At 51.2% G+C, this 25,168-nt stretch carries 44 protein-coding genes; 38 read left to right on the top strand and 6 right to left on the bottom strand.

Annotation, left to right across the window (positions count from 1 at the left end):
* Nucleotides 1–125 precede the first annotated feature (125 nt).
* The 32 genes from bfd (at nt 126) to DXXMK7_RS22135 (ending at nt 15,668) form a co-directional block, all read left to right on the top strand.
* Nucleotides 126–320, top strand: a complete 195-nt coding sequence (gene bfd / locus DXXMK7_RS19130; protein ID WP_013319705.1) for a bacterioferritin-associated ferredoxin — start codon at nt 126–128, stop codon at nt 318–320.
* A gap of 74 nt (nt 321–394) precedes the next feature.
* The gene (bfr, locus tag DXXMK7_RS19125) at nt 395–868 is read left to right on the top strand and encodes a bacterioferritin (RefSeq protein ID WP_038920398.1); all 474 of its coding nucleotides are present in this window, start codon (nt 395–397) and stop codon (nt 866–868) included.
* Between the two features lie 289 nt (nt 869–1,157).
* Complete coding sequence (gene rpsJ, locus DXXMK7_RS19120) at nt 1,158–1,469, top strand: 30S ribosomal protein S10 (RefSeq protein ID WP_001181005.1); 312 nt, start codon at nt 1,158–1,160, stop codon at nt 1,467–1,469.
* A 32-nt stretch (nt 1,470–1,501) separates the two neighbouring features.
* Complete coding sequence (gene rplC / locus DXXMK7_RS19115; RefSeq protein ID WP_013319703.1) at nt 1,502–2,131, top strand: 50S ribosomal protein L3; 630 nt, start codon at nt 1,502–1,504, stop codon at nt 2,129–2,131.
* A 10-nt stretch (nt 2,132–2,141) separates the two neighbouring features.
* A complete protein-coding gene (rplD, locus tag DXXMK7_RS19110; protein ID WP_013319702.1) occupies nt 2,142–2,747 on the top strand; it encodes a 50S ribosomal protein L4 in 606 nt (201 codons plus the stop codon).
* The gene (gene rplW / locus DXXMK7_RS19105; RefSeq protein ID WP_009111205.1) at nt 2,744–3,046 is read left to right on the top strand and encodes a 50S ribosomal protein L23; all 303 of its coding nucleotides are present in this window, start codon (nt 2,744–2,746) and stop codon (nt 3,044–3,046) included. Before rplD ends, rplW begins: the two co-directional genes overlap by 4 nt.
* 18 nt (nt 3,047–3,064) lie before the next feature.
* On the top strand, nt 3,065–3,886 hold the full coding sequence (rplB, locus tag DXXMK7_RS19100; protein WP_038665071.1) for a 50S ribosomal protein L2: 822 nt from the start codon (nt 3,065–3,067) through the stop codon (nt 3,884–3,886).
* Between the two features lie 16 nt (nt 3,887–3,902).
* Nucleotides 3,903–4,181: a 30S ribosomal protein S19 gene (rpsS, locus tag DXXMK7_RS19095; RefSeq protein ID WP_012764044.1), complete on the top strand. Its 279-nt coding sequence runs from the start codon at nt 3,903–3,905 to the stop codon at nt 4,179–4,181.
* Between the two features lie 14 nt (nt 4,182–4,195).
* Entirely contained in the window at nt 4,196–4,528 is a 333-nt protein-coding gene (rplV, locus tag DXXMK7_RS19090) for a 50S ribosomal protein L22 (protein ID WP_033570830.1), read from the top strand.
* A gap of 17 nt (nt 4,529–4,545) precedes the next feature.
* Nucleotides 4,546–5,247, top strand: coding sequence for a 30S ribosomal protein S3 (gene rpsC / locus DXXMK7_RS19085; protein ID WP_012768105.1), 702 nt, complete (start codon nt 4,546–4,548; stop codon nt 5,245–5,247).
* Nucleotides 5,248–5,260: 13 nt separating this feature from the next.
* A complete protein-coding gene (gene rplP, locus DXXMK7_RS19080) occupies nt 5,261–5,671 on the top strand; it encodes a 50S ribosomal protein L16 (RefSeq protein ID WP_012768106.1) in 411 nt (136 codons plus the stop codon).
* A complete protein-coding gene (rpmC, locus tag DXXMK7_RS19075) occupies nt 5,671–5,862 on the top strand; it encodes a 50S ribosomal protein L29 (protein WP_012764048.1) in 192 nt (63 codons plus the stop codon). Before rplP ends, rpmC begins: the two co-directional genes overlap by 1 nt.
* Nucleotides 5,862–6,116 carry a 30S ribosomal protein S17 gene (gene rpsQ, locus DXXMK7_RS19070; RefSeq protein WP_012768107.1) on the top strand — a complete coding sequence of 85 codons (255 nt, stop codon included), beginning with the start codon at nt 5,862–5,864 and terminating at the stop codon, nt 6,114–6,116. The genes rpmC and rpsQ overlap by 1 nt, the downstream gene beginning before the upstream one ends.
* A 165-nt stretch (nt 6,117–6,281) precedes the next feature.
* Nucleotides 6,282–6,653: a 50S ribosomal protein L14 gene (rplN, locus tag DXXMK7_RS19065; RefSeq protein WP_012768108.1), complete on the top strand. Its 372-nt coding sequence runs from the start codon at nt 6,282–6,284 to the stop codon at nt 6,651–6,653.
* Nucleotides 6,654–6,663: 10 nt separating this feature from the next.
* Nucleotides 6,664–6,978, top strand: coding sequence for a 50S ribosomal protein L24 (rplX, locus tag DXXMK7_RS19060; protein WP_038665079.1), 315 nt, complete (start codon nt 6,664–6,666; stop codon nt 6,976–6,978).
* A gap of 14 nt (nt 6,979–6,992) precedes the next feature.
* Nucleotides 6,993–7,532, top strand: a complete 540-nt coding sequence (rplE, locus tag DXXMK7_RS19055; protein WP_038665082.1) for a 50S ribosomal protein L5 — start codon at nt 6,993–6,995, stop codon at nt 7,530–7,532.
* Between the two features lie 13 nt (nt 7,533–7,545).
* On the top strand, nt 7,546–7,851 hold the full coding sequence (rpsN, locus tag DXXMK7_RS19050) for a 30S ribosomal protein S14 (protein WP_012768111.1): 306 nt from the start codon (nt 7,546–7,548) through the stop codon (nt 7,849–7,851).
* A gap of 33 nt (nt 7,852–7,884) precedes the next feature.
* Nucleotides 7,885–8,277, top strand: a complete 393-nt coding sequence (gene rpsH, locus DXXMK7_RS19045) for a 30S ribosomal protein S8 (RefSeq protein ID WP_012768112.1) — start codon at nt 7,885–7,887, stop codon at nt 8,275–8,277.
* A gap of 13 nt (nt 8,278–8,290) precedes the next feature.
* Nucleotides 8,291–8,824, top strand: coding sequence for a 50S ribosomal protein L6 (gene rplF, locus DXXMK7_RS19040; RefSeq protein ID WP_012886342.1), 534 nt, complete (start codon nt 8,291–8,293; stop codon nt 8,822–8,824).
* Between the two features lie 9 nt (nt 8,825–8,833).
* Nucleotides 8,834–9,187: a 50S ribosomal protein L18 gene (gene rplR, locus DXXMK7_RS19035; protein ID WP_012768114.1), complete on the top strand. Its 354-nt coding sequence runs from the start codon at nt 8,834–8,836 to the stop codon at nt 9,185–9,187.
* Nucleotides 9,188–9,201: 14 nt separating this feature from the next.
* Nucleotides 9,202–9,702: a 30S ribosomal protein S5 gene (gene rpsE / locus DXXMK7_RS19030; RefSeq protein WP_012768115.1), complete on the top strand. Its 501-nt coding sequence runs from the start codon at nt 9,202–9,204 to the stop codon at nt 9,700–9,702.
* A 6-nt stretch (nt 9,703–9,708) separates the two neighbouring features.
* Nucleotides 9,709–9,888 (top strand): 50S ribosomal protein L30, encoded by a 180-nt coding sequence (gene rpmD, locus DXXMK7_RS19025; RefSeq protein WP_004846568.1) that lies wholly within the window; start codon nt 9,709–9,711, stop codon nt 9,886–9,888.
* Between the two features lie 3 nt (nt 9,889–9,891).
* Nucleotides 9,892–10,326, top strand: a complete 435-nt coding sequence (gene rplO / locus DXXMK7_RS19020) for a 50S ribosomal protein L15 (RefSeq protein ID WP_038920397.1) — start codon at nt 9,892–9,894, stop codon at nt 10,324–10,326.
* A 7-nt stretch (nt 10,327–10,333) separates the two neighbouring features.
* Nucleotides 10,334–11,665, top strand: a complete 1,332-nt coding sequence (gene secY / locus DXXMK7_RS19015) for a preprotein translocase subunit SecY (RefSeq protein ID WP_013319693.1) — start codon at nt 10,334–10,336, stop codon at nt 11,663–11,665.
* Between the two features lie 34 nt (nt 11,666–11,699).
* On the top strand, nt 11,700–11,816 hold the full coding sequence (rpmJ, locus tag DXXMK7_RS22140; RefSeq protein WP_012768118.1) for a 50S ribosomal protein L36: 117 nt from the start codon (nt 11,700–11,702) through the stop codon (nt 11,814–11,816).
* Between the two features lie 147 nt (nt 11,817–11,963).
* Nucleotides 11,964–12,320: a 30S ribosomal protein S13 gene (rpsM, locus tag DXXMK7_RS19005; protein ID WP_012768119.1), complete on the top strand. Its 357-nt coding sequence runs from the start codon at nt 11,964–11,966 to the stop codon at nt 12,318–12,320.
* Nucleotides 12,321–12,336: 16 nt separating this feature from the next.
* Nucleotides 12,337–12,726, top strand: a complete 390-nt coding sequence (gene rpsK, locus DXXMK7_RS19000; protein WP_002919257.1) for a 30S ribosomal protein S11 — start codon at nt 12,337–12,339, stop codon at nt 12,724–12,726.
* Between the two features lie 30 nt (nt 12,727–12,756).
* Nucleotides 12,757–13,377: a 30S ribosomal protein S4 gene (rpsD, locus tag DXXMK7_RS18995; RefSeq protein ID WP_013319692.1), complete on the top strand. Its 621-nt coding sequence runs from the start codon at nt 12,757–12,759 to the stop codon at nt 13,375–13,377.
* A gap of 25 nt (nt 13,378–13,402) precedes the next feature.
* Nucleotides 13,403–14,392 carry a DNA-directed RNA polymerase subunit alpha gene (gene rpoA / locus DXXMK7_RS18990; RefSeq protein ID WP_012768121.1) on the top strand — a complete coding sequence of 330 codons (990 nt, stop codon included), beginning with the start codon at nt 13,403–13,405 and terminating at the stop codon, nt 14,390–14,392.
* Nucleotides 14,393–14,432: 40 nt separating this feature from the next.
* The gene (rplQ, locus tag DXXMK7_RS18985) at nt 14,433–14,825 is read left to right on the top strand and encodes a 50S ribosomal protein L17 (protein ID WP_012768122.1); all 393 of its coding nucleotides are present in this window, start codon (nt 14,433–14,435) and stop codon (nt 14,823–14,825) included.
* A gap of 129 nt (nt 14,826–14,954) precedes the next feature.
* The gene (locus DXXMK7_RS18980; protein WP_038920396.1) at nt 14,955–15,341 is read left to right on the top strand and encodes a DUF1992 domain-containing protein; all 387 of its coding nucleotides are present in this window, start codon (nt 14,955–14,957) and stop codon (nt 15,339–15,341) included.
* Nucleotides 15,342–15,401: 60 nt separating this feature from the next.
* Nucleotides 15,402–15,668, top strand: coding sequence for an alternative ribosome-rescue factor A (locus DXXMK7_RS22135; protein ID WP_071605241.1), 267 nt, complete (start codon nt 15,402–15,404; stop codon nt 15,666–15,668).
* On the opposite strand, the gene mscL is transcribed toward DXXMK7_RS22135, so the two are convergent.
* The 5 genes from mscL to def all read right to left on the bottom strand — a co-directional run bounded on the left by mscL (nt 15,631) and on the right by def (nt 20,428).
* Nucleotides 15,631–16,056, bottom strand: coding sequence for a large-conductance mechanosensitive channel protein MscL (mscL, locus tag DXXMK7_RS18975; protein WP_038920395.1), 426 nt, complete (start codon nt 16,054–16,056; stop codon nt 15,631–15,633). The two genes, DXXMK7_RS22135 and mscL, sit on opposite strands and share 38 nt — an antisense overlap.
* Nucleotides 16,057–16,159: 103 nt before the next feature.
* Nucleotides 16,160–17,536 (bottom strand): Trk system potassium transporter TrkA, encoded by a 1,377-nt coding sequence (gene trkA / locus DXXMK7_RS18970; RefSeq protein ID WP_038920394.1) that lies wholly within the window; start codon nt 17,534–17,536, stop codon nt 16,160–16,162.
* Nucleotides 17,537–17,586: 50 nt separating this feature from the next.
* Complete coding sequence (gene rsmB / locus DXXMK7_RS18965) at nt 17,587–18,882, bottom strand: 16S rRNA (cytosine(967)-C(5))-methyltransferase RsmB (RefSeq protein ID WP_038920393.1); 1,296 nt, start codon at nt 18,880–18,882, stop codon at nt 17,587–17,589.
* Nucleotides 18,883–18,940: 58 nt separating this feature from the next.
* Nucleotides 18,941–19,882 (bottom strand): methionyl-tRNA formyltransferase, encoded by a 942-nt coding sequence (fmt, locus tag DXXMK7_RS18960; protein ID WP_038920392.1) that lies wholly within the window; start codon nt 19,880–19,882, stop codon nt 18,941–18,943.
* 36 nt (nt 19,883–19,918) lie between these two features.
* The gene (gene def, locus DXXMK7_RS18955) at nt 19,919–20,428 is read right to left on the bottom strand and encodes a peptide deformylase (protein ID WP_038920391.1); all 510 of its coding nucleotides are present in this window, start codon (nt 20,426–20,428) and stop codon (nt 19,919–19,921) included.
* 112 nt (nt 20,429–20,540) lie between these two features.
* Here def and dprA point away from each other — a divergent pair, with 112 nt between their 5' ends.
* The 6 genes from dprA to DXXMK7_RS18925 are packed head-to-tail and all read left to right on the top strand — an operon-like array spanning nt 20,541 to nt 24,373.
* Nucleotides 20,541–21,674 (top strand): DNA-protecting protein DprA, encoded by a 1,134-nt coding sequence (dprA, locus tag DXXMK7_RS18950; RefSeq protein ID WP_038921146.1) that lies wholly within the window; start codon nt 20,541–20,543, stop codon nt 21,672–21,674.
* Nucleotides 21,646–22,119, top strand: coding sequence for a DUF494 family protein (locus DXXMK7_RS18945; RefSeq protein WP_038920390.1), 474 nt, complete (start codon nt 21,646–21,648; stop codon nt 22,117–22,119). The genes dprA and DXXMK7_RS18945 overlap by 29 nt, the downstream gene beginning before the upstream one ends.
* 19 nt (nt 22,120–22,138) lie before the next feature.
* Nucleotides 22,139–22,699, top strand: coding sequence for a type I DNA topoisomerase (locus DXXMK7_RS22130; RefSeq protein ID WP_071605240.1), 561 nt, complete (start codon nt 22,139–22,141; stop codon nt 22,697–22,699).
* Entirely contained in the window at nt 22,692–23,261 is a 570-nt protein-coding gene (gene tsaC, locus DXXMK7_RS18935) for an L-threonylcarbamoyladenylate synthase type 1 TsaC (protein WP_071605239.1), read from the top strand. Before DXXMK7_RS22130 ends, tsaC begins: the two co-directional genes overlap by 8 nt.
* A gap of 18 nt (nt 23,262–23,279) precedes the next feature.
* On the top strand, nt 23,280–24,107 hold the full coding sequence (gene aroE / locus DXXMK7_RS18930) for a shikimate dehydrogenase (RefSeq protein ID WP_038921143.1): 828 nt from the start codon (nt 23,280–23,282) through the stop codon (nt 24,105–24,107).
* Nucleotides 24,104–24,373: a DUF1488 domain-containing protein gene (locus tag DXXMK7_RS18925; RefSeq protein ID WP_038920389.1), complete on the top strand. Its 270-nt coding sequence runs from the start codon at nt 24,104–24,106 to the stop codon at nt 24,371–24,373. Before aroE ends, DXXMK7_RS18925 begins: the two co-directional genes overlap by 4 nt.
* A gap of 18 nt (nt 24,374–24,391) precedes the next feature.
* On the opposite strand, the gene DXXMK7_RS18920 is transcribed toward DXXMK7_RS18925, so the two are convergent.
* Entirely contained in the window at nt 24,392–24,937 is a 546-nt protein-coding gene (locus DXXMK7_RS18920; RefSeq protein WP_038921142.1) for a gamma carbonic anhydrase family protein, read from the bottom strand.
* Nucleotides 24,938–25,168 lie beyond the last annotated feature (231 nt).

Genomic DNA, 25,168 nt, shown 5'->3' with positions numbered 1-25,168 from the left:
CCGATAGCTAAAATGAAGAAAAAGGGTACTTCGGTACCCTTTTTTTATTCTCCAGAGAAGAATTGAAATACAAACCATTCTTATTTACAATGCGTGTAATTGGTTAAAAAATGAGTTATCCGCATATGTATGTCTGTCTGTGCAATGCCGTTTCCGACAAAGTCATTCGACAGGTCGTTCGTCAGCATCAGCCCCAGTCGCTGAAGCAATTGAAGCAGTTTGTGCCGGTTGGGACGGAGTGTGGTAAATGCATCCGTCAGGCCAGGTTGATCCTGGAAGAAGAAACAGCAAAAAATGCGGAATTGTATAAAGTCGCATAAGTGATAAGGGCATTCTTTTGACTCTGTGTTGGTCGCTTCTACACTTTTTAGTACTGGAGCGGAGGAGCTGAGTCATGAAAGGCGATAAAAATGTCATTACACATCTGAACAAACTGTTGGGTAACGAGCTGGTTGCAATCAACCAGTATTTCCTTCATGCCCGCATGTTCAAAAACTGGGGACTCAAACGTCTTAACGATCATGAGTATCATGAGTCGATTGACGAAATGAAACACGCGGATCGTTATATCGAGCGTATCCTTTTTCTGGAAGGTGTCCCTAATCTGCAGGATCTTGGCAAACTCAATATCGGCGAAGACATCGAAGAGATGCTGCGTTCAGACCTGGCGCTGGAACTTGAAGGTGCGAGGGATTTACGCGAGGCGATCTCCTATGCCGACTCGGTGAGGGATTATGTCAGTCGCGATCTGATGATTGAGGTGCTCGCTGATGAAGAAGAGCACATCGACTGGCTGGAAACTGAACTGGAACTGATTGCGCGTCTGGGTATCCAAAACTACCTGCAAACGCAATTGAAAGAAGAGTGATTTTTTCCACCCGACATTCTCTGCGATACGGCTGTTGTTCAGTCGTTAGCTGGTGAATAAAACACCACCTCTAACTTTCGATTGCTTCCTGAGCAAATTTACGTATAATGCGCGGGCTTACCTGAGATGGTAAGCCCGATTCGTATGAATCTGAGGCAGGTACCTGATACCCGCCGAACAATACTCCCGATATGGGGGTTATGTACTGAACGATTACACTCCCCCATCAATCGTAATGGGTGTGAGGAGTAATTATTTCCGTTTATAAAATAATTGGAGCTCTGGTCTCATGCAGAACCAAAGAATCCGTATCCGCCTGAAAGCGTTTGATCATCGTCTGATCGATCAATCAACCGCGGAAATCGTCGAGACTGCCAAGCGCACTGGTGCGCAGGTCCGTGGTCCGATCCCGCTGCCGACCCGCAAAGAGCGCTTTACCGTTCTGATCTCCCCGCACGTTAACAAAGACGCGCGCGATCAGTACGAAATTCGCACTCACAAGCGTCTGGTTGACATCGTTGAGCCAACCGAGAAAACCGTTGATGCTCTGATGCGTCTGGATCTGGCTGCCGGTGTAGACGTGCAGATCAGCCTGGGTTAATCAGGTCATTGAGCGATTGAGAGGTTGAAACAATGATTGGTTTAGTCGGTAAAAAAGTGGGTATGACCCGCATCTTCACTGAAGACGGCGTATCTATCCCCGTAACCGTAATCGAAATTGAAGCAAACCGCGTGACTCAGGTGAAAACCCTGGAGAACGACGGATACAGTGCTGTCCAGGTCACCACCGGCGCTAAAAAAGCTAACCGTGTAACCAAGCCGGAAGCAGGTCACTTCGCTAAGGCCGGCGTAGAAGCTGGTCGCGTTCTGCGTGAATTCCGTCTGGCTGACGGTGAAGAATTCGCTGTAGGACAGGACATTAGCGTTGAAATTTTCGCTGACGTTAAGAAAGTAGACGTTACCGGTACTTCTAAAGGTAAAGGCTTCGCCGGTACCGTTAAGCGCTGGAACTTCCGCACTCAGGACGCTACCCACGGTAACTCCTTGTCTCACCGTGTTCCGGGTTCCATCGGTCAGAACCAAACTCCGGGCAAAGTGTTTAAAGGCAAGAAAATGGCAGGCCAGCTGGGTAATGAGCGCGTAACCGTTCAGAGCCTGGACGTAGTACGTGTTGACGCTGAGCGCAACCTGCTGCTGGTTAAAGGTGCAGTCCCGGGTGCAACCGGTAGCGACCTGATCGTTAAACCGGCTGTGAAGGCGTGAGGAGATAGCAATGGAATTAGTATTGAAAGACGCGCAAAGCGCGCTGACTGTTTCCGAAACTACCTTCGGTCGTGATTTCAACGAAGCGCTGGTTCACCAGGTTGTTGTTGCTTATGCAGCAGGTGCCCGTCAAGGTACTCGCGCTCAGAAGACCCGTGCTGAAGTAACTGGTTCCGGTAAAAAACCGTGGCGTCAGAAAGGCACCGGCCGTGCGCGTTCTGGTTCTATCAAGAGCCCGATTTGGCGTTCCGGTGGCGTGACTTTTGCTGCCAAGCCTCAGGATCACAGCCAGAAAGTAAACAAAAAGATGTACCGCGGCGCGCTGAAAAGCATCCTGTCCGAACTGGTACGTCAGGATCGTCTGATCGTTGTCGAGAAGTTCTCTGTTGAAGCACCGAAAACCAAACTGCTGGCTCAGAAACTGAAAGAACTGGCGCTGGATGACGTGCTGATCATCACTGGTGAACTGGATGAGAACCTGTTCCTGGCCGCTCGTAACCTGTTCAAGGTTGACGTGCGTGACGTGGCAGGCATCGATCCGGTAAGCCTGATCGCCTTCGACAAAGTGGTTATGACTGCTGATGCTGTTAAGCAAGTTGAGGAGATGCTGGCATGATTCGTGAAGAACGTCTGCTGAAGGTGCTGCGCGCACCGCACGTTTCTGAAAAAGCGTCTACTGCGATGGAAAAAAATAACACCATCGTGCTCAAAGTTGCTAAAGACGCGACTAAAGCAGAAATCAAAGCTGCAGTACAGAAACTGTTTGAAGTCGAAGTCAATGACGTCCGCACCCTGGTTGTTAAAGGGAAAGTAAAACGTCACGGACAGCGTATCGGTCGTCGTAGCGACTGGAAAAAAGCTTACGTCACCCTGAAAGAAGGCCAGAATCTGGACTTCATCGGCGGCGCAGAGTAAGTCGGAGGAGTAAAAACAATGGCAGTTGTTAAGTGTAAACCGACATCTCCGGGTCGTCGCCACGTTGTTAAAGTGGTTAACCCTGAGCTGCACAAGGGCAAACCGTATGCCCCGTTGCTGGAAAAAAACAGCAAAACCGGTGGCCGTAACAACAATGGCCGCATCACCACTCGTCACATCGGTGGTGGTCACAAACAGCAGTACCGTATTGTTGACTTCAAACGCAACAAAGACGGTATTCCGGCTGTGGTCGAGCGTCTGGAGTACGATCCGAACCGTTCCGCGAACATCGCGCTGGTTCTGTACAAAGACGGCGAACGCCGTTATATCCTGGCGCCGAAAGGCCTGAAAGCAGGTGACCAGATTCAGTCTGGTGTTGATGCTGCAATCAAAACCGGTAACACCCTGCCGATGCGTAACATCCCGGTGGGTTCAACGGTTCACAACGTAGAAATGAAACCGGGTAAAGGCGGCCAGCTGGCTCGCTCCGCTGGTGCCTACGTTCAGATCGTTGCCCGTGAAGGTGCTTACGTTACCCTGCGTCTGCGTTCCGGCGAAATGCGTAAAGTCGAATCCGACTGCCGCGCAACGCTGGGCGAAGTCGGCAACGCTGAGCACATGCTGCGCGTTCTGGGTAAAGCTGGTGCTGCACGCTGGCGTGGCGTTCGTCCGACCGTTCGCGGTACGGCGATGAACCCGGTTGACCACCCGCACGGTGGTGGTGAAGGTCGTAACTTTGGTAAGCACCCGGTTACTCCGTGGGGCATTCAGACCAAAGGTAAGAAGACCCGCAGCAACAAACGTACTGATAAATTTATCGTACGCCGCCGTACTAAATAATTTTAGAGGATAAACCATGCCACGTTCTCTCAAGAAAGGTCCATTTATCGACCTGCACTTGCTGAAGAAGGTAGAGAAAGCGGTGGAAAGCGGTGACAAGAAGCCCCTGCGCACCTGGTCCCGTCGCTCAACGATCTTTCCAAACATGATCGGTTTGACCATCGCTGTCCATAATGGTCGTCAGCACGTTCCGGTATTCATCTCTGACGAGATGGTCGGACACAAGCTGGGTGAATTCGCGCCGACTCGTACTTACCGCGGCCACGCGGCTGATAAAAAAGCCAAGAAGAAATAAGGTAGGAGGAAGAGATGGAAACTATCGCTAAACATCTTCATGCTCGTTCTTCTGCTCAAAAGGTTCGCCTGGTGGCTGACCTGATTCGCGGTAAGAAAGTGTCGCAAGCTCTGGATATTCTGACCTACACCAACAAGAAAGCTGCTGGTCTGGTCAAAAAAGTACTGGAGTCTGCCATTGCTAACGCAGAACACAACGATGGCGCTGACATTGACGATCTGAAAGTTGCGAAAATCTTCGTAGACGAAGGCCCGAGCATGAAACGCATTATGCCGCGTGCTAAAGGTCGTGCGGATCGCATCCTGAAGCGTACCAGCCACATCACTGTGGTTGTGTCCGATCGCTGAGACTCTGGAGACTAGCAATGGGTCAGAAAGTACATCCTAATGGTATTCGCCTGGGTATTGTCAAAACTTGGAACTCTACCTGGTATGCAAATACCAAAGAATTCGCTGACAACCTGGACAGCGATTTTAAAGTTCGTCAGTACCTGAACAAGGAACTGGAGAAGGCCTCCGTTTCTCGCATCGTTATCGAGCGTCCGGCTAAAAGCATTCGTGTGACCATTCACACTGCTCGCCCGGGCATCGTTATCGGCAAGAAAGGTGAAGACGTTGAAAAACTGCGTAAGGGCGTAGCGGATATCGCTGGCGTACCGGCGCAGATCAACATCGCTGAAGTTCGTAAGCCTGAACTGGACGCAAAACTGGTTGCCGACAGCATCACTTCTCAGCTGGAGCGTCGTGTGATGTTCCGCCGCGCGATGAAGCGTGCTGTTCAGAACGCCATGCGTCTGGGCGCTAAAGGTATCAAAGTTGAAGTCAGCGGTCGTCTGGGCGGCGCTGAAATCGCACGTACCGAATGGTACCGCGAAGGTCGTGTTCCGCTGCACACGCTGCGTGCTGACATTGACTACAACACCTCCGAAGCGCACACCACTTACGGTGTCATCGGTGTGAAAGTGTGGATCTTCAAAGGTGAGATCCTGGGTGGTATGGCTGCCGTTGAACAACCGGAAAAACCGGCTGCTCAACCGAAAAAGCAGCAGCGTAAAGGCCGCAAGTAAGGAGAGTCGCTGAATGTTACAACCAAAGCGTACAAAATTCCGTAAAGTGCACAAAGGCCGCAACCGTGGTCTGGCTGCTGGTACGGATGTGAGCTTCGGCACTTTCGGTCTGAAAGCTGTTGGCCGCGGTCGCCTGACTGCTCGTCAAATCGAAGCTGCTCGTCGTGCTATGACTCGTGCTGTTAAGCGTCAAGGTAAGATCTGGATCCGTGTATTCCCGGATAAACCGATCACTGAGAAACCGCTTGAAGTGCGTATGGGTAAAGGTAAAGGTAACGTGGAGTATTGGGTTGCCTTGATTCAGCCAGGTAAAGTCCTGTACGAAATGGACGGGGTGCCGGAAGAGTTAGCCCGCGAGGCATTCGAACTGGCAGCAGCGAAACTGCCGATCAAAACCACCTTTGTAACTAAGACGGTGATGTAATGAAAGCAAAAGAGCTGCGTGAAAAGAGCGTTGAAGAGCTGAATACCGAACTGCTCGGACTGCTGCGTGAACAGTTCAATCTGCGCATGCAGGCTGCCAGCGGTCAGCTGCAACAAACTCACCTGTTGAAGCAAGTGCGTCGTAATGTCGCACGCGTTAAGACTTTACTGACTGAGAAGGCGGGTGCGTAATGACCGATAAAATCCGTACTCTGCAAGGTCGTGTCGTTAGTGACAAAATGCAGAAATCTGCTGTTGTCGCTATTGAGCGTTTCGTGAAACACCCGATCTACGGTAAATTCATCAAACGCACGACCAAGCTGCACGTGCATGACGAGAACAACGAATGTGGAATTGGCGACGTGGTTGAAATCCGCGAATGCCGTCCGCTGTCCAAGACCAAATCCTGGACCTTGGTTCGCGTTGTAGAGAAAGCGATTCTGTAATAGAGTATTGCTCTTCTCTTGATAATAAACGGCTCTGTAAAGGGCCGTTTATTTTTTCTACCCACAGTCGATAAGTGGTGTTATAATGCTGCGCCCTCGATTCTGGGGTATTAATGACCCGCAAGGGTTCGAAAAGTAGTAGTTGACATTAGCGGAGCACTAAACATGATCCAAGAACAGACTATGCTGAATGTGGCCGATAACTCCGGTGCACGTCGCGTAATGTGTATCAAGGTTCTGGGTGGCTCGCACCGTCGCTACGCAGGCGTCGGCGACATCATCAAAATTACCATTAAGGAAGCAATTCCCCGCGGTAAGGTGAAAAAAGGCGATGTACTGAAGGCGGTAGTGGTGCGCACCAAGAAGGGTGTTCGTCGCCCTGACGGTTCTGTCGTTCGCTTCGATGGTAATGCATGCGTTATTCTGAACAATAACAGCGAGCAACCTATCGGTACGCGTATTTTTGGGCCGGTAACTCGTGAACTGCGTACTGAAAAGTTCATGAAAATTATCTCTCTGGCACCAGAAGTACTCTAAGGAGCGAATCATGGCAGCGAAAATCCGTCGTGATGACGAAGTTATCGTGCTGACCGGCAAAGATAAAGGTAAGCGCGGTAAAGTTAAGAACGTCCTGACTTCTGGTAAGGTCGTTGTTGAAGGTATCAACCTGGTTAAAAAACATCAGAAGCCGGTTCCGGCGCTGAATCAACCAGGCGGAATCGTTGAAAAAGAAGCTGCTATCCAGGTTTCTAACGTTGCAATCTTCAATGCGGCCACCGGCAAGGCGGATCGTGTAGGCTTTAGATTCGAAGACGGCAAAAAAGTCCGTTTCTTCAAGTCTAACAGCGAAATTATCAAGTAATTTGGAGTAGTACGATGGCGAAACTGCATGATTACTACAAAGACGAAGTGGTTAGCAAACTGATGACTCAGTTCAGCTACAATTCTGTCATGCAAGTCCCTCGGGTCGAGAAGATCACCCTGAACATGGGTGTTGGTGAAGCGATCGCTGACAAGAAGCTGCTGGATAACGCCGCAGCTGATCTGACAGCTATCTCCGGTCAAAAACCGTTGATCACCAAAGCACGCAAATCTGTTGCAGGCTTCAAAATCCGCCAGGGCTATCCGATCGGCTGTAAAGTAACTCTGCGTGGCGAACGCATGTGGGAGTTCTTTGAGCGTCTGATTTCCATTGCTGTACCGCGTATCCGCGACTTCCGCGGTCTGTCTTCGAAATCATTCGATGGACGTGGTAACTACAGCATGGGTGTGCGTGAGCAGATCATCTTCCCGGAAATCGACTATGACAAGGTCGATCGCGTTCGTGGTTTGGACATTACCATTACCACCACTGCGAAAACCGATGATGAAGGCCGTGCGCTGTTGGCCGCCTTTAACTTCCCGTTCCGCAAGTAAGGTAGGGTTACTAATGGCTAAGCAATCCATGAAAGCACGCGAAGTTAAACGCGTGAAATTAGCTGATAAATTCTTCGCCAAGCGCGTTGAGCTGAAAGCTATCATCTCCAATGTGAACTCATCCGACGAAGATCGTTGGGATGCTGTTCTCAAGCTGCAGACTCTGCCGCGTGATTCCAGCCCGTCCCGTCAGCGTAACCGCTGCCGCCAGACAGGTCGTCCGCACGCTTTCCTGCGGAAGTTCGGGTTGAGCCGTATCAAGGTCCGTGAAGCCGCCATGCGCGGTGAAATTCCGGGTCTGAAAAAGGCTAGCTGGTAATTGTCACCAATTGAATCACGGGAGTAAAGACAGATGAGCATGCAAGATCCGATCGCGGATATGCTGACCCGTATCCGTAACGGTCAAGCCGCGAACAAAGTTGCGGTCACCATGCCTTCCTCCAAGCTGAAAGTGGCAATTGCCAACGTGCTGAAGGAAGAAGGTTTTATTGAAGATTTTAAAGTTGAAGGCGACACCAAGCCTGAACTGGAACTGACTCTTAAGTATTTCCAGGGTAAGGCAGTGGTAGAGAGCATTCAGCGTATCAGCCGTCCTGGTCTGCGCATCTATAAACGCAAAGATGAGCTGCCGAAAGTTATGGCCGGTTTAGGTATCGCAGTTGTTTCTACCTCTAAAGGTGTGATGACTGATCGTGCAGCTCGCCAGGCTGGTCTTGGTGGCGAGATTATCTGCTACGTAGCTTAATCGGGAGGGAAGAATGTCTCGTGTTGCAAAAGCACCCGTCGTCATTCCTGCCGGCGTAGAGGTAAAACTCAACGGTCAGGATATTTCGATCAAGGGTAAAAACGGCGAGTTGGTTCGTGAGATCAATGCCGCTGTCGAAGTTAAACAAGCTGATAACGTGCTGACTTTCGCCCCGCGCGAAGGTTTTGCCGATGGCTGGGCTCAGGCCGGGACTACTCGCGCTCTGTTGAACAGCATGGTTATCGGTGTTACCGAAGGCTTCACCAAAAAGCTGCAATTGGTAGGTGTAGGTTATCGTGCAGCCGTGAAAGGTAATGTGGTGAATTTGGCCCTGGGCTTCTCTCACCCGATCGATCACGAACTGCCTGCAGGCATTACTGCTGAATGTCCGTCTCAGACTGAAATCGTACTGAAAGGTGCGGATAAACAGCTGATCGGTCAGGTAGCGGCTGACCTGCGTGCTTACCGTCGTCCTGAGCCTTACAAAGGCAAAGGTGTCCGTTACGCCGATGAAGTCGTGCGTACCAAAGAGGCTAAGAAGAAGTAAGGTAACACTATGGATAAGAAATCAGCTCGTATCCGTCGTGCAACCCGCGCACGTCGCAAAATCCGTGAATTGGGTGCGACTCGTCTGGTGGTACATCGTACCCCCCGCCATATTTATGCGCAGGTTATCGCACCGAACGGTTCTGAAGTCCTGGTAGCCGCTTCTACTGTAGAAAAAGCTATCGCTGAGCAACTGAAGTATACCGGTAACAAAGACGCGGCCGCAGCTGTTGGTAAAGCTGTTGCTGAACGCGCTCTGGAAAAAGGCATCAAGGGTGTGGCCTTTGACCGTTCCGGGTTCCAATATCATGGTCGAGTCCAGGCACTGGCAGATGCTGCCCGTGAAGCTGGCCTTCAGTTCTAAGGTAGAGGTGTAAGATGGCTCACATCGAAAAACAAGCTGGCGAACTGCAGGAAAAGCTGATCGCGGTAAATCGCGTATCTAAAACCGTTAAGGGTGGTCGTATTTTCTCCTTCACAGCACTGACTGTGGTAGGTGATGGTAACGGTCGCGTAGGTTTTGGTTACGGTAAAGCTCGCGAAGTTCCGGCAGCGATCCAGAAAGCGATGGAAAAAGCCCGTCGCAATATGATGAATGTCGCGCTGAACAACGGCACTCTGCAGCACCCGGTTAAAGGTGCACACACAGGTTCTCGTGTGTTCATGCAGCCAGCTTCCGAAGGTACCGGTATCATCGCCGGTGGTGCAATGCGCGCCGTTCTGGAAGTTGCAGGGGTTCACAACGTATTGGCTAAGGCCTATGGTTCCACAAACCCGATTAACGTGGTTCGTGCAACTATTGATGGTCTGGCTAACATGAAGTCCCCGGAAATGGTCGCTGCCAAGCGTGGTAAATCCGTTGAAGACATTCTGGGGTAATTGACCATGGCAAAGACTATTAAAATTACTCAAACCCGTAGTGCAATCGGTCGTCTGCCGAAACACAAGGCAACGCTGCTTGGCCTGGGTCTGCGTCGTATTGGTCATACCGTTGAGCGTGAGGATACTCCTGCTGTTCGCGGTATGGTCAACGCGGTTTCCTACATGGTTAAAGTGGAGGAGTAACAGATGCGTTTGAATACTCTGTCTCCGGCCGAAGGTGCCAAACACGCGCCGAAGCGCTTAGGTCGCGGTATCGGTTCCGGCCTCGGTAAGACTGGTGGTCGCGGCGTCAAAGGTCAGAACTCTCGTTCTGGCGGTGGCGTACGTCGTGGCTTCGAAGGCGGTCAGATGCCTTTGTATCGTCGTCTGCCGAAGTTCGGCTTCACTTCTCGCAAAGCGATGATTACAGCGGAAATCCGTCTGTCTGATCTGGCGCGTGTAGAAGGCGATGTTGTTGATCTGAATACGCTGAAAGCTGCTAACGTCATCGGCGTTCAGATTGAATTCGCGAAAGTGATTCTGTCTGGCGAAGTTGCACGTCCGGTAACGATTCGTGGTCTGCGCGTCACCAAAGGCGCTCGTGCTGCTATCGAAGCTGCTGGCGGCAAAATTGAGGAATAAGTAGCAGATGGCTAAACAACCAGGATTAGATTTTCAAAGTGCTAAAGGCGGAGTTGGCGAACTGAAACGCAGACTGTTGTTTGTTATCGGTGCGTTGATTGTTTTCCGTATTGGCTCTTTTATTCCGATTCCTGGTATTGATGCCACTGTGCTTGCCAAATTGCTCGAACAACAGCGCGGCACCATCATTGAAATGTTTAACATGTTCTCTGGTGGTGCTCTCAGCCGTGCTTCGATTTTCGCTCTGGGGATCATGCCGTATATTTCGGCATCCATCATCATTCAGTTGTTGACGGTGGTTCACCCGGCTCTGGCGGAAATTAAGAAGGAAGGGGAGGCTGGCCGACGTAAAATCAGTCAGTACACCCGTTACGGCACTTTGGTGTTGGCAATATTTCAGTCAATCGGTATTGCTACCGGTTTGCCGAATATGCCTGGAATGCAAGGACTGGTGATTAATCCGGGCTTTGCATTTTATTTCACCGCTGTTGTCAGTCTGGTTACCGGGACAATGTTCCTGATGTGGCTGGGCGAGCAGATTACTGAACGGGGTATCGGCAACGGTATCTCGATTATAATCTTTGCCGGTATTGTTGCGGGATTACCGCCGGCCATTGGCCATACTATCGAGCAAGCGCGGCAAGGCGATCTGCACTTCCTCCTGTTGCTGTTGGTTGCAGTGCTGGTATTCGCAGTAACGTTTTTTGTGGTGTTTATTGAGCGTGGTCAGCGTCGTATCGTTGTTAACTACGCCAAACGTCAGCAAGGACGTCGCGTATACGCAGCACAGAGTACGCATTTACCGCTGAAAGTGAATATGGCAGGGGTTATCCCGGCTATCTTCGCTTCCAGTATTATCCTGTTCCCTGCAACCATTGCATCTTGGTTCGGGGGCGGTACTGGTTGGAACTGGCTGACAACTATTTCGCTGTATCTGCAGCCTGGGCAACCGCTTTATGTGTTACTCTATGCATCTGCAATCATCTTCTTCTGTTTCTTCTACACTGCGTTGGTGTTCAACCCGCGTGAAACAGCAGATAACCTGAAGAAGTCCGGTGCATTCGTGCCAGGAATTCGTCCGGGAGAGCAAACGGCGAAGTATATTGATAAAGTGATGACCCGCCTGACTCTGGTCGGTGCGATGTACATTACTTTTATCTGCCTCATCCCGGAGTTCATGCGTGACGCAATGAAAGTGCCGTTCTACTTCGGTGGTACGTCATTATTGATCGTTGTTGTTGTGATTATGGACTTTATGGCTCAAGTGCAAACCTTGCTGATGTCAAGTCAGTACGAGTCTGCATTGAAGAAGGCAAACCTGAAAGGCTATAGCCGCTAATTAGGTTTAGCTTGAGAAGTTACGGAGAGTAAAAATGAAAGTTCGTGCTTCCGTCAAGAAATTATGTCGTAACTGTAAGATCGTTAAGCGTAACGGCATCGTTCGCGTCATCTGCAGCGCCGAACCGAAGCATAAACAGCGCCAAGGCTGATTATCTCGCATATTTTTCTTGCAAAGTTGGATTGAGCTGGCTAGATTAGCCAGCCAATCTTTTGTATGTAACTGCAATATCCATTTGAGTATCCTGAAAACGGGCTTTTCAGTATGGTATTGCTTTATAAAATTGTAGGAGTGCATAGTGGCCCGTATAGCAGGCATTAACATTCCTGATCATAAACATACCGTAATTGCATTAACTGCTATTTACGGCATCGGCAAAACCCGTTCCAAATCCATCTGTGCTGCAACGGGTATTGCTGAAGATGTTAAGATCAGTGAGCTGTCTGAAGAGCAAATCGATAAGCTGCGTGACGAAGTAGCCAAGTTTGTTGTAGAAGGCGATCTGCGTCGTGAGATCACCCTGAGCATCAAGCGTCTGATGGACCTTGGTACTTACCGTGGTTTGCGTCACCGTCGTGGTCTGCCGGTTCGCGGTCAGCGTACCAAGACTAACGCCCGTACCCGTAAGGGTCCGCGCAAACCGATCAAGAAATAATCGGGGTGATTGAATAATGGCAAAGGCACCTATTCGTGCACGTAAGCGTGTAAGAAAGCAAGTCTCTGACGGTGTGGCTCATATCCATGCTTCTTTCAACAACACCATCGTTACTATTACCGATCGTCAGGGTAATGCGTTGGGTTGGGCAACTGCCGGTGGTTCCGGTTTCCGTGGTTCTCGTAAATCCACTCCGTTCGCCGCTCAGGTAGCAGCAGAGCGCTGCGCTGAAGCTGTGAAAGAGTACGGTATCAAGAATCTGGAAGTTATGGTTAAAGGACCTGGTCCGGGCCGTGAGTCTACTATCCGCGCACTGAACGCGGCTGGTTTCCGCATCACTAACATTACTGATGTGACTCCGATCCCTCATAACGGTTGTCGTCCGCCGAAAAAGCGTCGCGTGTAACGCCGCTTTTAGGATTGCTGGAGAAAGAAAATGGCAAGATATTTGGGTCCTAAGCTCAAGCTGAGCCGTCGTGAAGGCACCGACCTGTTTCTAAAGTCTGGTGTTCGCGCGATCGATTCCAAGTGTAAAATTGAACAAGCTCCTGGTCAGCACGGTGCGCGTAAACCGCGTCTGTCTGACTATGGTGTGCAGTTGCGTGAAAAGCAGAAAGTTCGCCGTATCTACGGTGTTCTGGAGCGCCAGTTCCGTAACTACTACAAAGAAGCCGCTCGCCTGAAAGGCAATACAGGTGCAAACCTGTTGCAGTTGCTGGAAGGTCGTCTGGACAACGTTGTTTACCGTATGGGCTTCGGCGCGACTCGTGCAGAATCTCGTCAGCTGGTAAGTCACAAGGCTGTCATGGTAAATGGTCGCGTTGTTAACATCGCTTCTTATCAGGTATCTCCGAATGACGTAGTCAGCATCCGCGAGAAAGCGAAAAAGCAGTCTCGTGTTAAGGCCGCTCTGGAGCTGGCTGAACAGCGTGAAAAGCCAACTTGGCTGGAAGTTGATGCTGCCAAGATGGAAGGTGTGTTCAAGCGTATTCCTGAACGTACCGATCTGTCTGCGGACATTAATGAACACCTGATCGTCGAGCTTTACTCCAAGTAAAGCTTAGTACCAAAGAGAGGACACAATGCAGGGTTCTGTGACAGAGTTTCTAAAACCGCGCCTGGTAGATATCGAGCAAGTCAGTTCGACGCACGCCAAGGTGACCCTTGAGCCGTTAGAGCGGGGCTTCGGCCATACTCTTGGTAACGCACTGCGCCGTATTCTGCTTTCATCCATGCCTGGTTGCGCGGTGACCGAGGTTGAGATTGATGGTGTACTGCACGAGTACAGCACCAAAGAAGGCGTACAGGAAGATATCCTGGAAATCCTGCTCAACCTGAAAGGGCTGGCGGTGAGAGTTCAAGGCAAAGATGAAGTTATTCTTACCCTGAATAAATCTGGCATTGGCCCTGTGACTGCAGCCGACATCACCCACGACGGTGATGTCGAAATCGTCAAGCCACAGCATGTGATCTGCCATCTGACCGATGAGAACGCATCTATCAATATGCGTATCAAAGTTCAGCGTGGTCGCGGTTATGTGCCGGCGTCTGCCCGTATTCATACGGAAGAAGATGAGCGCCCGATCGGTCGCCTGTTAGTCGACGCTTGCTACAGCCCTGTTGAGCGTATCGCTTACAATGTTGAAGCAGCTCGTGTTGAACAGCGTACCGACCTGGACAAGCTGGTTATCGAGATGGAAACCAATGGCACGATCGATCCTGAAGAGGCGATCCGCCGTGCGGCGACCATTCTGGCTGAACAATTGGAAGCTTTCGTTGACTTGCGTGATGTACGTCAGCCGGAAGTGAAAGAAGAGAAACCAGAATTCGATCCGATCCTGCTGCGCCCTGTTGACGATCTTGAATTGACTGTCCGCTCTGCTAACTGCCTTAAGGCAGAAGCTATCCACTACATCGGTGATCTGGTACAGCGTACCGAGGTTGAACTGCTTAAAACGCCTAACCTGGGTAAAAAATCTCTTACTGAGATTAAAGACGTGCTGGCTTCTCGTGGTCTGTCTCTGGGCATGCGCCTGGAAAACTGGCCGCCGGCAAGCATTGCTGATGAGTAACCGGATCACAGGTTAAGGTTTTACTGAGAAGGATAAGGTCATGCGCCATCGTAAGAGTGGTCGTCAACTGAACCGTAACAGCAGCCATCGCCAGGCTATGTTCCGCAACATGGCTGGTTCTTTGGTTCGTCATGAGATTATCAAGACGACCCTGCCGAAAGCGAAAGAGCTGCGTCGTGTTGTTGAACCGCTGATTACTCTTGCCAAGACCGACAGCGTTGCTAATCGTCGTCTGGCATTCGCCCGTACTCGTGATAACGAGATCGTGGCTAAACTGTTTAATGAACTGGGCCCGCGTTTCGCGAGCCGCGCCGGTGGTTACACTCGTATTCTGAAGTGTGGCTTCCGTGCTGGTGACAATGCGCCGATGGCATACATCGAGCTCGTTGATCGCGCAGTTTCTCAGACAGAAGAAGTTGCTGCTGCAGAGTAATTTGCACTAGCGTAAAAAAGCCGGGGAAACCCGGTTTTTTTACGTCCTCATTAAACCCCGCCTTGTTGCTGTTCGAACTCTCTTCAATTTACTATCATGTGGATGAAAGATCGTGCGGGAGGCTGTTTTATGTTCCCTATTGATGAATGGGCCGAGCGCCATATCATTGAGGCGCAAAAGCGTGGGGAGTTAGACCATTTGCCAGGCAGCGGTAAGCCGCTTCAGTTGGATGACAATAGCGCTGTTCCTGTTGAACTACGCAGCGCATACCATCTGATGAAGAATGGCGGTTTTTTGCCGCCGGAACTATCCGATCGCAAAGAAGCGCTGACATTGGTAAATTTACTGCGCGCGGCTGACCCAGCATCAGCAGACTATACCGATTTATCCCGGCGGCTCAAGGCGCTAGAGTTACGCCTGCAGCTGTCAGGAATGAATACCGATTTTCTGAAAGGGTCTTATCAGCATGCATTAGGCATGCGATTGGAGAAGAATATCTCCGTTAAAGATGACTGAACCGCTTGTTATAACAGGCAATTTACGTTGAATATAACATCCATCGAATGAGGTAGATTTATGTCACATTATCGCCATACTAAAGGGCAGATAAAAGATAACGCACTTGAGGCGCTGCTCCATGACCCTCTGTTTCACCAGCGTGTTGAGCAGAATACAAAAGGTAAAGGGAGCTATCGCAGGAAAGAGAAACATCAAAAAGCACAGGGTAAGAACTGGGAGGCCAGTGGTAAGAAAACAATGCTTTTACCACTGGCCTTCTGGCATGTTGATTCTGCCGTTAAGACAATTATGCGTTTTTGGAATGGTTATCGGCCTGTTGTTTGAGTAAATCTCGGATCTCTGTCAGTAATTTTTCTTCTGCGCTGATCTTGGGCGGCGCATTGGGTTCTTCCTGTTGGGTACGACGTAATTTATTCATGAGCTTGATGGCCATAAAAATGGCAAATGCAACGATGATAAAATCAAAAATATTCTGAATGAATACGCCGTAATTAATACTGACTGCGGCTATATTGCCTTGCGCCTCTCGCAAAACCCAATGAAACTGTTTGAAATCGACGCCGCCGATCAAGAGTCCCAGTGGTGGCATGATAATGTCCGATACCAACGACGATACGATTTTTCCGAATGCGGCGCCGATAATGACCCCGACAGCCAGGTCAACCACGTTGCCGCGCATAGCGAATTCACGAAACTCTTTTATAAAGCTCATAACACTCTCCCCGATAAAACCTTTTTTAATTTTAACAAGCGATGGAAAATTTACCAAAAAGGGATATTTCAGGGCGCGCAGGATAAAACGCCCTGAGGAAAGGTTAGAGGAAGAATGGGCTGGGTTGGAATAAACGCTCGACGTCGGACACATATTTCTTGTCAGTCAAAAACATAATGACATGGTCACCCTGTTCTATTTGCAAATTGTTATTGGCAATGATGACGTCGTCGCCGCGCACAATTGCACCGATAATTGTTCCTGGCGGCAGTTTGATATCGGCGATCATGCGGCCGACTACTTTCGATGTGCCTTCATCACCATGTGCAATTGCTTCAATCGCTTCTGCAACACCGCGTCGCAGCGACGATACACTGACGATATCCGCTTTACGCACATGTCCCAGCAATGCGGAAATGGTGGCCTGTTGTGGCGAAATAGCAACATCAATGACACTGCCCTGCACCAGGTCGACATAGGCCCGGCGCTGGATCAGGACCATCGCTTTTTTGGCACCCATCCGTTTTGCCAGCATGGCTGACATGATATTCGCTTCATCATCGTTGGTGATGGCGATGAATACATCAATCTGTTCAACGTGCTCCTGAGCCAGTAACTCCTGGTCAGAAGCATCGCCGTGAAAGACGATAGTGTGTTGTAAGCGCTCCGCTAACTCAGCGGCTCGCAGCGCGTCGCGCTCTATTAGCTTGACGCTATAATCCTTTTCGAGTCTGAGGGCCAGGCCAGCGCCCACATTTCCGCCCCCAACAATCATGATGCGCTTATAGGGCTTCTCCAGCCGCTGCATCTCACTCATCACCGCCCGAATATGCTGTGAGGCGGCGATAAAGAACACTTCATCGCCGGCTTCAATCACGGTTGAGCCTTGAGGACGAATCGGCCGGTCATGGCGGAAAATGGCTGCGACTCGCGTTTCTATGTGAGGCATATGGTCGCGCATCGTTGCAATCGCATTACCCACCAACGGCCCGCCATAGTATGCATTTACTGCGGCAATACTGACTTTCCCCTCTGCGAAATTGACTACCTGCAATGCGCCCGGATACTCGATCAATTTATAAATATTGTCGATAACCAGTTGTTCCGGCGAAATAAGGTGATCAATCGGGACGGCTTCCGCCTGAAACAATTGCTCAGATTCACGGATATACTCCGATGAGCGGATACGCGCGATGCGGTTGGGAGTATTGAACAGGGAGTAAGCGACCTGACAGGCGATCATGTTGGTTTCGTCGGAATTGGTTACGGCGATCAACATATCTGCATCTTCAGCGCCGGCTTCGCGCAATATGCGCGGATGAGAGGCATAGCCAGTCACCACGCGCAGATCGAATTTGTCCTGAAGCTGGCGTAGCCGGGTCGTATTGGTGTCCACAACGGTAATATCATTGTTTTCGCCTGACAGATTTTCTGCCAGCGTTCCGCCAACCTGACCTGCACCAAGAATAATTATCTTCATCGTGATTTCTGCCGTGTCTGTTCCTGTCGGGGCTTATCAACCGGTTAGAGCTATTGCCCGTTTTTTACCAGCTTCGCATAAAAGAAACCATCGCCATCTTCCGCCGCGGGTAATTTCTGAATCCCAGGGTGCTGCGGGCTACCGGTATCAACCAATGCGGCATCAGGATGGCGTTGCAGAAATGCGGCCACTTGCTGGTGGTTTTCCTCCGGTAGTATAGAGCAGGTGGCGTACACCAGCGTGCCGCCATTTTTCAGCCGTGGCCAGATAGCTTCCAGAATTGCCTGTTGCATAGCAGCCAGTTCGGCGATATCGCTATCGCGGCGCAACCACTTGATATCCGGGTGACGGCGAATGACGCCGGTCGCGGAGCAAGGAGCATCCAGCAAAATACGATCAAAGCGCTTGTCCCCACACCATGCTGTTGGTGTTCGGCCATCTCCACATTTGACCTCGGCGTGTTGACCAAGGCGTTGCAAATTCTCTCTGACCCGCTTCAGCCGTTGTTCATCCACGTCAACGGCAAGTACATGAGCATGAGGAGCGGCTTCAAGTATATGTGTTGTCTTGCCGCCAGGCGCGGCGCACAGATCGAGAATATCTTCGTGGTCTTGCGGCGACAACCAGTGGATACAGCCTTGTGCCGACGCGTCCTGTACGGTGACCCAGCCCTGTTCGAACCCCGGTAACTGATTGACGGCGCAGGGTGTCCCCAGTCGAATGGCATCCGCATAGAAAGGGTGAGGATAAGCTTCTATCTCTTTTTCCTGCAGTAACGTCAGATAGGCTGCCTGAGTATGATGCTGCCGGTTGACCCGTAACCACATGGGAGGATGCTGATTGTTCGCCTCGACGATGCGCTCCCATTGCTCGGGATAGGCCTTTTTCAGTCGTTGCAACAACCACTCGGGGTGCGCATAGCGCGCCGGATTGTTCTGCAGCCGTTGCTGCAATTCGTCCTGCTGACGCTGGAACTGGCGTAATACGCCATTGATTAATCCTTTCAACTGAGGCCGTTTCAGGGCAACCGCGCCGTTAACCGTTTCCGCCAGCGCGGCATGGGGAGGAATGCGAGTGTGGATGAGCTGATAGATACCTACCATCAACAGATAATGCAGTACCTTCTGCTTGCCGGTAAGCGGTTTGGCCATCAGTTGACGAAGATACCAATCCAGCTGTGGTAATAAGCGTAATACGCCAAAGCAGATCTCTTGCAGCAGGCCGCGATCCTTCTCACTGATGTCTCGCTGGAGCGTAGGGAGCAGGTGGCTGAGTGATTGCCCTTGTTCGACAACCTGGACAAGAGCAGTGGCGGCAATGCTACGAAGATTATATGTGCTTTTCATCGGTTCAGAACGGGTAGGAGAATGTCAGTGGTACCGACATAAGGTCGGTACCGTGGTATCAGGCCAGTGTGTGGCCCGGGGTGAACCATTCGCGGCGAGAGTTAAGCAAATCCTGTGCTGACATGGCTTTTTTGCCCGAGGGTTGCAGGATCTGAATATTTAATACGCCGTCAGCGGTAGCAATCCGGATGCCGTCTTTATCGGCAGCAAGTATGGTTCCTGGATGTTGCTGATGCGAGGCGTTCAGCGCCTCGGCTTTCCAGATTTTTACCGGTTGTTCCTCAATCAGAAAATAGCTGACTGGCCACGGATTGAAGGCACGGATGCAGCGTTCCAGCTGTTTTGCCGACAATTGCCAGTCCAGACGCGCCTCTTCCTTGCTCAGTTTTTCTGCATAGGTTGCCAGGCTGTCGTCCTGTGCTTCGGCGGTCACCTGAGAGGCGGACAATTGCGCCAGTGTATCCATTAATCCCTGAGGACCCAGCTTTGCCAGCTTGTCATACAGTGTGGCGCTGGTGTCATCCGGCAGAATCGGGCATTCGATTTTGTGAAGCATGGCGCCAGTATCCAGCCCGGCGTCCATCTGCATGATCGTGACTCCCGTCTGTGCATCGCCAGCCCAGAGCGCGCGCTGTATCGGCGCCGCTCCACGCCAGCGCGGCAGCAGCGAACCATGCACATTGATGCACCCCAGGCGAGGCATATCAAGTACGGCTTGCGGCAGGATGAGGCCATAGGCAACCACAACCATTACATCAGCGCCCAGTTCCGCCACCAGTTGTTGATTCTCAACAGGGCGTAATGATTTGGGTTGGAATACCGGAATACCATGCTGTTCAGCCAGCACTTTAACCGGGCTGGGCGTCAGCTTGTTGCCGCGGCCTGCCGGGCGGTCCGGTTGGGTGAACACGCCGACAACCTCATGCTCTGACGATAGCAGCGCTGCAAGATGCTGTGCGGCGAAATCAGGCGTTCCTGCGAAAATAATGCGTAATGACACGTGGTTTCCTGCCTGGAAATAGGTTTACGGGACTGCTTATGCCTTGCTGTTTTGTCTGGCCAATTTTTCCAGCTTCTGGCGGATGCGTTGGCGCTTCAGCGGCGACAGGTAGTCGATAAACAGTTTGCCGACCAAGTGATCCATTTCATGCTGAATGCAAATCGCCAGCAAGCCGTCGGCTTCCAACTCAAACGGGTTACCTTCGCGATCCAGCGCGCGCACTTTGACGTGTTCTGCCCGCGGAACCAGCGCGCGAGTTTCAGGAATGGACAAACAGCCTTCTTCAATTCCGGTATCACCAGATTTCTCCAGCAGTTCCGGGTTGATCAAGACCAGTCGTTGATCCCGTTCTTCTGAAACATCGATCACGATGATGCGCTGATGGATATCAACTTGCGTGGCCGCGAGGCCAATGCCTTCTTCCTCGTACATGGTATCGAACATATCGTCCACGATACGCTGAATCTCTGCATTAACTTCTTTTACCGGCTGCGCCTTAATGCGAAGCCGCTCATCGGGGAAATGTAATACTTGCAACACTGACATATATGTTTAGATCTGTATTCAGGTGGTTAGAATGCTCCAGTCTTTATTGTAGACATTTCCGAGGGTGATTGACAGCATCACGGCCATTGCACAGCAGGATGCGGAGTGGGATATGACGGATATGGAAATCTGGTTGCGTCTGGCGTCGGTTAAGGGCCTTGGCGCCAAAAGGTGCGCCGCATTGTTCGGTCAATTGCAGGCCGAAAACTCGTATCCGGCGGGATATCTGAAATCGCTTGGCCTAACGGAAAGTCAGACCGAGCAGTTTCTCGCTCTGAGCGATCTGGATATCCAGAATACAGTGCATTGGCTGGAAACGCCGGATCATCACCTGGTGACATTCAACAGCGCCGATTATCCCCCTTTGCTCAGTAACATTGTTTCGCCCCCGGTATGTTTGTATGTCGCCGGAGATGTTGGCGTACTGTCATCTCCGCAGATTGCGGTGATTGGCAGTCGCAACAATAGCGCTTACGGCGAACAGTGGGGGCATGTCTTCAGCCAGCAACTCAGCCTGAATCATCTGACCATAACCAGCGGGCTTGCTGTGGGGATCGATGGTATTGCCCATCAGGCCGCCCTGCAGGCGGGAGGGAAAACCATTGCGGTATTGGGGAGCGGATTAAACCAGCTTTATCCGCGCCGGCATCTGACGCTGGCGGATGCAATTGTGCAGCAGGGTGGGGCTCTGGTGTCGGAGTTTCCTCTGAATACTCGGCCGTTGCCGGTGAATTTCCCTCGCCGCAATCGCATCATCAGCGGATTAAGCCTGGGCGTTCTGGTGGTGGAGGCATCGATGCGTAGTGGCTCGCTGGTGACGGCGCGTTATGCGTTGGAACAAAATCGCGAGGTATTCGCTCTGCCCGGTCCGATTGGCAATCCGATGACGGAAGGTAATCACTGGCTAATACAGCAAGGGGCCAGCCTGGTTACCCAACCTCAGGACATTTTTGAACAACTCCATAATGGACTGCGCTGGTTTGCCGATATTCCTAGTGAGGGCGTTCCGGGAATTATTTGTGCGACGGAAGACGAACTGGAATTGCCATTTGCTGATGTGTTGGCTACCGTAGGAGATGAGGTTACACCTGTTGACGTTGTCGCTGAACGTGCCGGCCAACCTGTGCCAGAGGTGGTGATTAAGTTACTGGATCTGGAGTTAGCAGGGTGGATCGCAGCTGTACCCGGCGGCTATGTCCGTATAAGGAGGGCAGGCCATGTTCGACGTACTAATGTACTTGTTTGAAACTTACATCCACAATGAAACCGAAATGCGTGTCGATCAGGATACGTTGACTGATGACCTCACCCGCGCGGGATTTGATCGTGACGATATCTACAGCGCGCTGGACTGGCTTGAAAAACTAGCCGACTTGCAGGAAGGGCAAACCCCGCCACTGGCGTTGGCCAGCGACCCTCTGGCGTTGCGCATTTACACCGCTGAAGAGGAACAACGTCTGGATGTGGATTGTCGCGGCTTTCTGCTGTTTCTTGAGCAGATTAAAGTGCTCAATCTGGAAACCCGCGAGATGGTCATTGATCGGGTGATGGCGCTTGAAACGCAGGATTTTGACCTGGAAGATCTAAAATGGGTCATTCTGATGGTGCTGTTCAATGTGCCAGGTTGCGAAAATGCTTATCAGCAAATGGAAGATTTACTCTTTGAAGCCAATGAAGGGTATTTGCAGTAGTCGGGAATCAAAGTAAATCATGGCTAAAACCATACTTATTGCTGAAAAGCCGCAGCAGGTGTGCCCTGAATGTGGGGCCGTGTTGGTTATCCGTTCCGGGCAGCACGGCCCGTTTCTTGGTTGTTCCCGTTATCCTGAATGCCATTATATTCGACCGCTTAAAGCCTATGCTGATGGGCATGTGGTGAAAGTGCTGGATGGGCAGCATTGCCCTCGTTGCCAGTCGGCGCTGGTGCTGCGTCAGGGGCGTTATGGCATGTTCATCTGTTGCAGTAACTATCCTGAATGCGAGCATACGGAAGCCATCGATCGCCCGGATGAAACGACCCTGACATGTCCCCAGTGCCATGACGGCCGATTGCTTCAGCGTAAATCTCGTTATGGCAAGACGTTTCACTCCTGCGAACGTTATCCTGCCTGTCAATTCACGCTGAATCACAAGCCGATCGCGGGGGAATGCGAATACTGCCATTACCCGTTATTGATAGAGAAGAAAACTGCGCAGGGCGTAAGACGCTTTTGTGCCAGTAAATTGTGTGGAAAGCCGGTATCGGCTGAAGAAAGTCATTGTGATGAGTAATTTAAATTCTGAAGATTTAGCACCGTTGTTACAGCAACTGCGGGAAGAAAATGTGATCGCCTACCCAACGGAGGCTGTATTTGGGCTTGGGTGTGATCCCGACAGTGAAACGGCGGTAGAACGTTTGTTGGCGTTGAAACAACGCCCACGTGAAAAAGGGCTGATCCTAATTGCGGCGGATTTTCAGCAACTGGAACCTTATGTCGACATGTCGGCCTTGTCGAACATTCAGCGCCAGACCATCTTTGCCTCCTGGCCAGGGCCGGTTACCTGGGTGCTTCCGGCCAAAACGGTAACGCCGGATTGGCTGACCGGGCGGTTCACCTCACTGGCGGTGCGAGTGAGCGATCACCCGCTGGTTAAGCAGCTGTGTCTGGCGTTCGGAAAGCCGCTGGTTTCTACCAGTGCAAATCTGAGCGGCCAGCCGCCGTGTCGTACAGTCAGTGAAGTGGTGGCGCAGTTTGGCGAGCGTTTTCCTGTCCTGAATGGAGAGGTTGGCGGTCGTCTGAATCCATCGGAAATTCGTGATGCCTTGACGGGAGAAATGTTGCGTCAGGGGTAGCAAGTATTGGAGAACAAGGTGTCCGTGAGTCAATCTTTTGCGGTTTTTGGTCATCCTATTGCGCACAGCAAATCGCCGCGCATTCATGCGTTATTTGCCGAGCAGACGGGGATCTCGCTGACCTACGAGCGAATACTGGCGCCGTTGGATGGTTTTGAGGACAGCCTGAACGCGTTTTTTCAACATGGAGCATGCGGCGCCAATGTGACGGCTCCGTTCAAGGAACGCGCATGTGCGGCTATGGATGAGTTGAGCGAACGTGCTCGTTCCGCTGGCGCCGTCAATACGATCCAAAGGAAAGGCGATGGTTCGCTTTATGGCGACAATACTGACGGTATTGGTCTGCTGAGTGATTTGCAGCAGCATGAGTTTATCCAGCCTCATAACCGGGTGTTGCTGGTGGGGGCGGGGGGCGCAGCACGCGGCGTTATTCAGCCTTTGCTGGCGTACGGATGCGAGTTAATTATCGCTAATCGCACATTCGCCAGAGCTGACGCACTGGCTGAACATTTCAGCCGCTATGGTCAGGTGAGCGCGTTGCCGATGGAAAAGTTGGGCAGTCATCATTTTGATTTGATTATCAATGCTACCTCATCGGGGGTAGCGGGCGATGTTCCTGATCTGCCAGCCTCTCTAATTTCTTCTGATGTGTGTTGCTATGACATGTTTTATCAGTCGGAACCGACCCCTTTTTTGACGTGGTGCATCCGGCAGGGGGCACAACGTTATGTTGACGGAATGGGGATGCTGGTCTGGCAGGCGGCGCATGCGTTCAATTTGTGGCATGGCGTCATGCCGGATGTCGTACCGGTAATTCATAAAATGAAACAGGAACTGGGAACATGAATCAGGCGATTCAGTTTCCAGATCGGGAATGGTGGAGTGATCATGATGGGGCGATCATTTTTCCGGCCCTGGTCGGCGGGTTCCAGCGCGAGTGCGTGATTAGACGATATGTTCTGCTGGAACGCTATGGTGATGTGCAACCGGAACAGTGGCTGTCACTGTTCCGTGAACATCGCTGGGATTGGGAAGATGAGTTTGAACGCTTGATTCGTGATGATGAATACGACGAGCAAGGGCGCTTTCTGTTTAGTGATGAAATTCATTGATGAAAAGCGCCAATTGCTTCACTGGTGTGATTGGCTTAGATATTCGTCTTTCCAGCGCACATAGTTATTGGATGAATAAAGCAGCCCTTCCAGTTCCTGCTCTGTCAGTGGGCGAACCTTTTTAGCTGGACTACCAAGATAAAGGTAACCTTTCTCCAGCGTCTTTCCCGGTGAAACCAGACTACCCGCACCAATGATGACGTCATCTTCAACGGTGACGCCATCAAGAAGAATTGAACCCATGCCCACCAGAACACGATTGCCGATCGTGCAACCATGCAGCATGGCTTTGTGCCCTACGGTAACGTCTTCCCCAATAATTAATGGATTTCCATTCACGTTTTTTTCCGAACAGTGGGTTACGTGCAAGACGCTGCCATCCTGAATATTGGAGCGAGACCCAATCCGGATGAAGTTGACATCACCCCGGATGACCACTAATGGCCAGATGCTCACATCATCCGCCAGTGTGACCTCCCCGATAACTACACTGGAAGGGTCCACCATGACGTTTTTACCGATAACCGGCAGCGCTCCTTTAAACGGGCGTAATGCCTCGGACATATGCCGCATCTCCTAAAGTTAATATTACGGATCCCGGATCCTTGGTTGGATCCGGCTTTATTGCTCAGAAAATAGCGTTGCCTGCACAATAACTCAACGTAAGGGTGGAAAAATGCGCGAACGGAAAAAAAGATCGAGAAAGTGGTTGTGTAACCCGTTCGGATCCCTATAATGCGCATCCACTGACACGGCAACGGCGACAAGCCAGCGCGGTGTGAGGCGGAGAAAACG

The sequence above is a fragment of the Dickeya sp. MK7 genome (assembly GCF_000406305.1).
Taxonomy (GTDB): Bacteria; Pseudomonadota; Gammaproteobacteria; order Enterobacterales; family Enterobacteriaceae; genus Dickeya; species Dickeya fangzhongdai.
The sequence above is the reverse complement of the archived record's forward strand: the minus strand, read 5'-3'. Positions and strand labels throughout refer to the sequence as shown.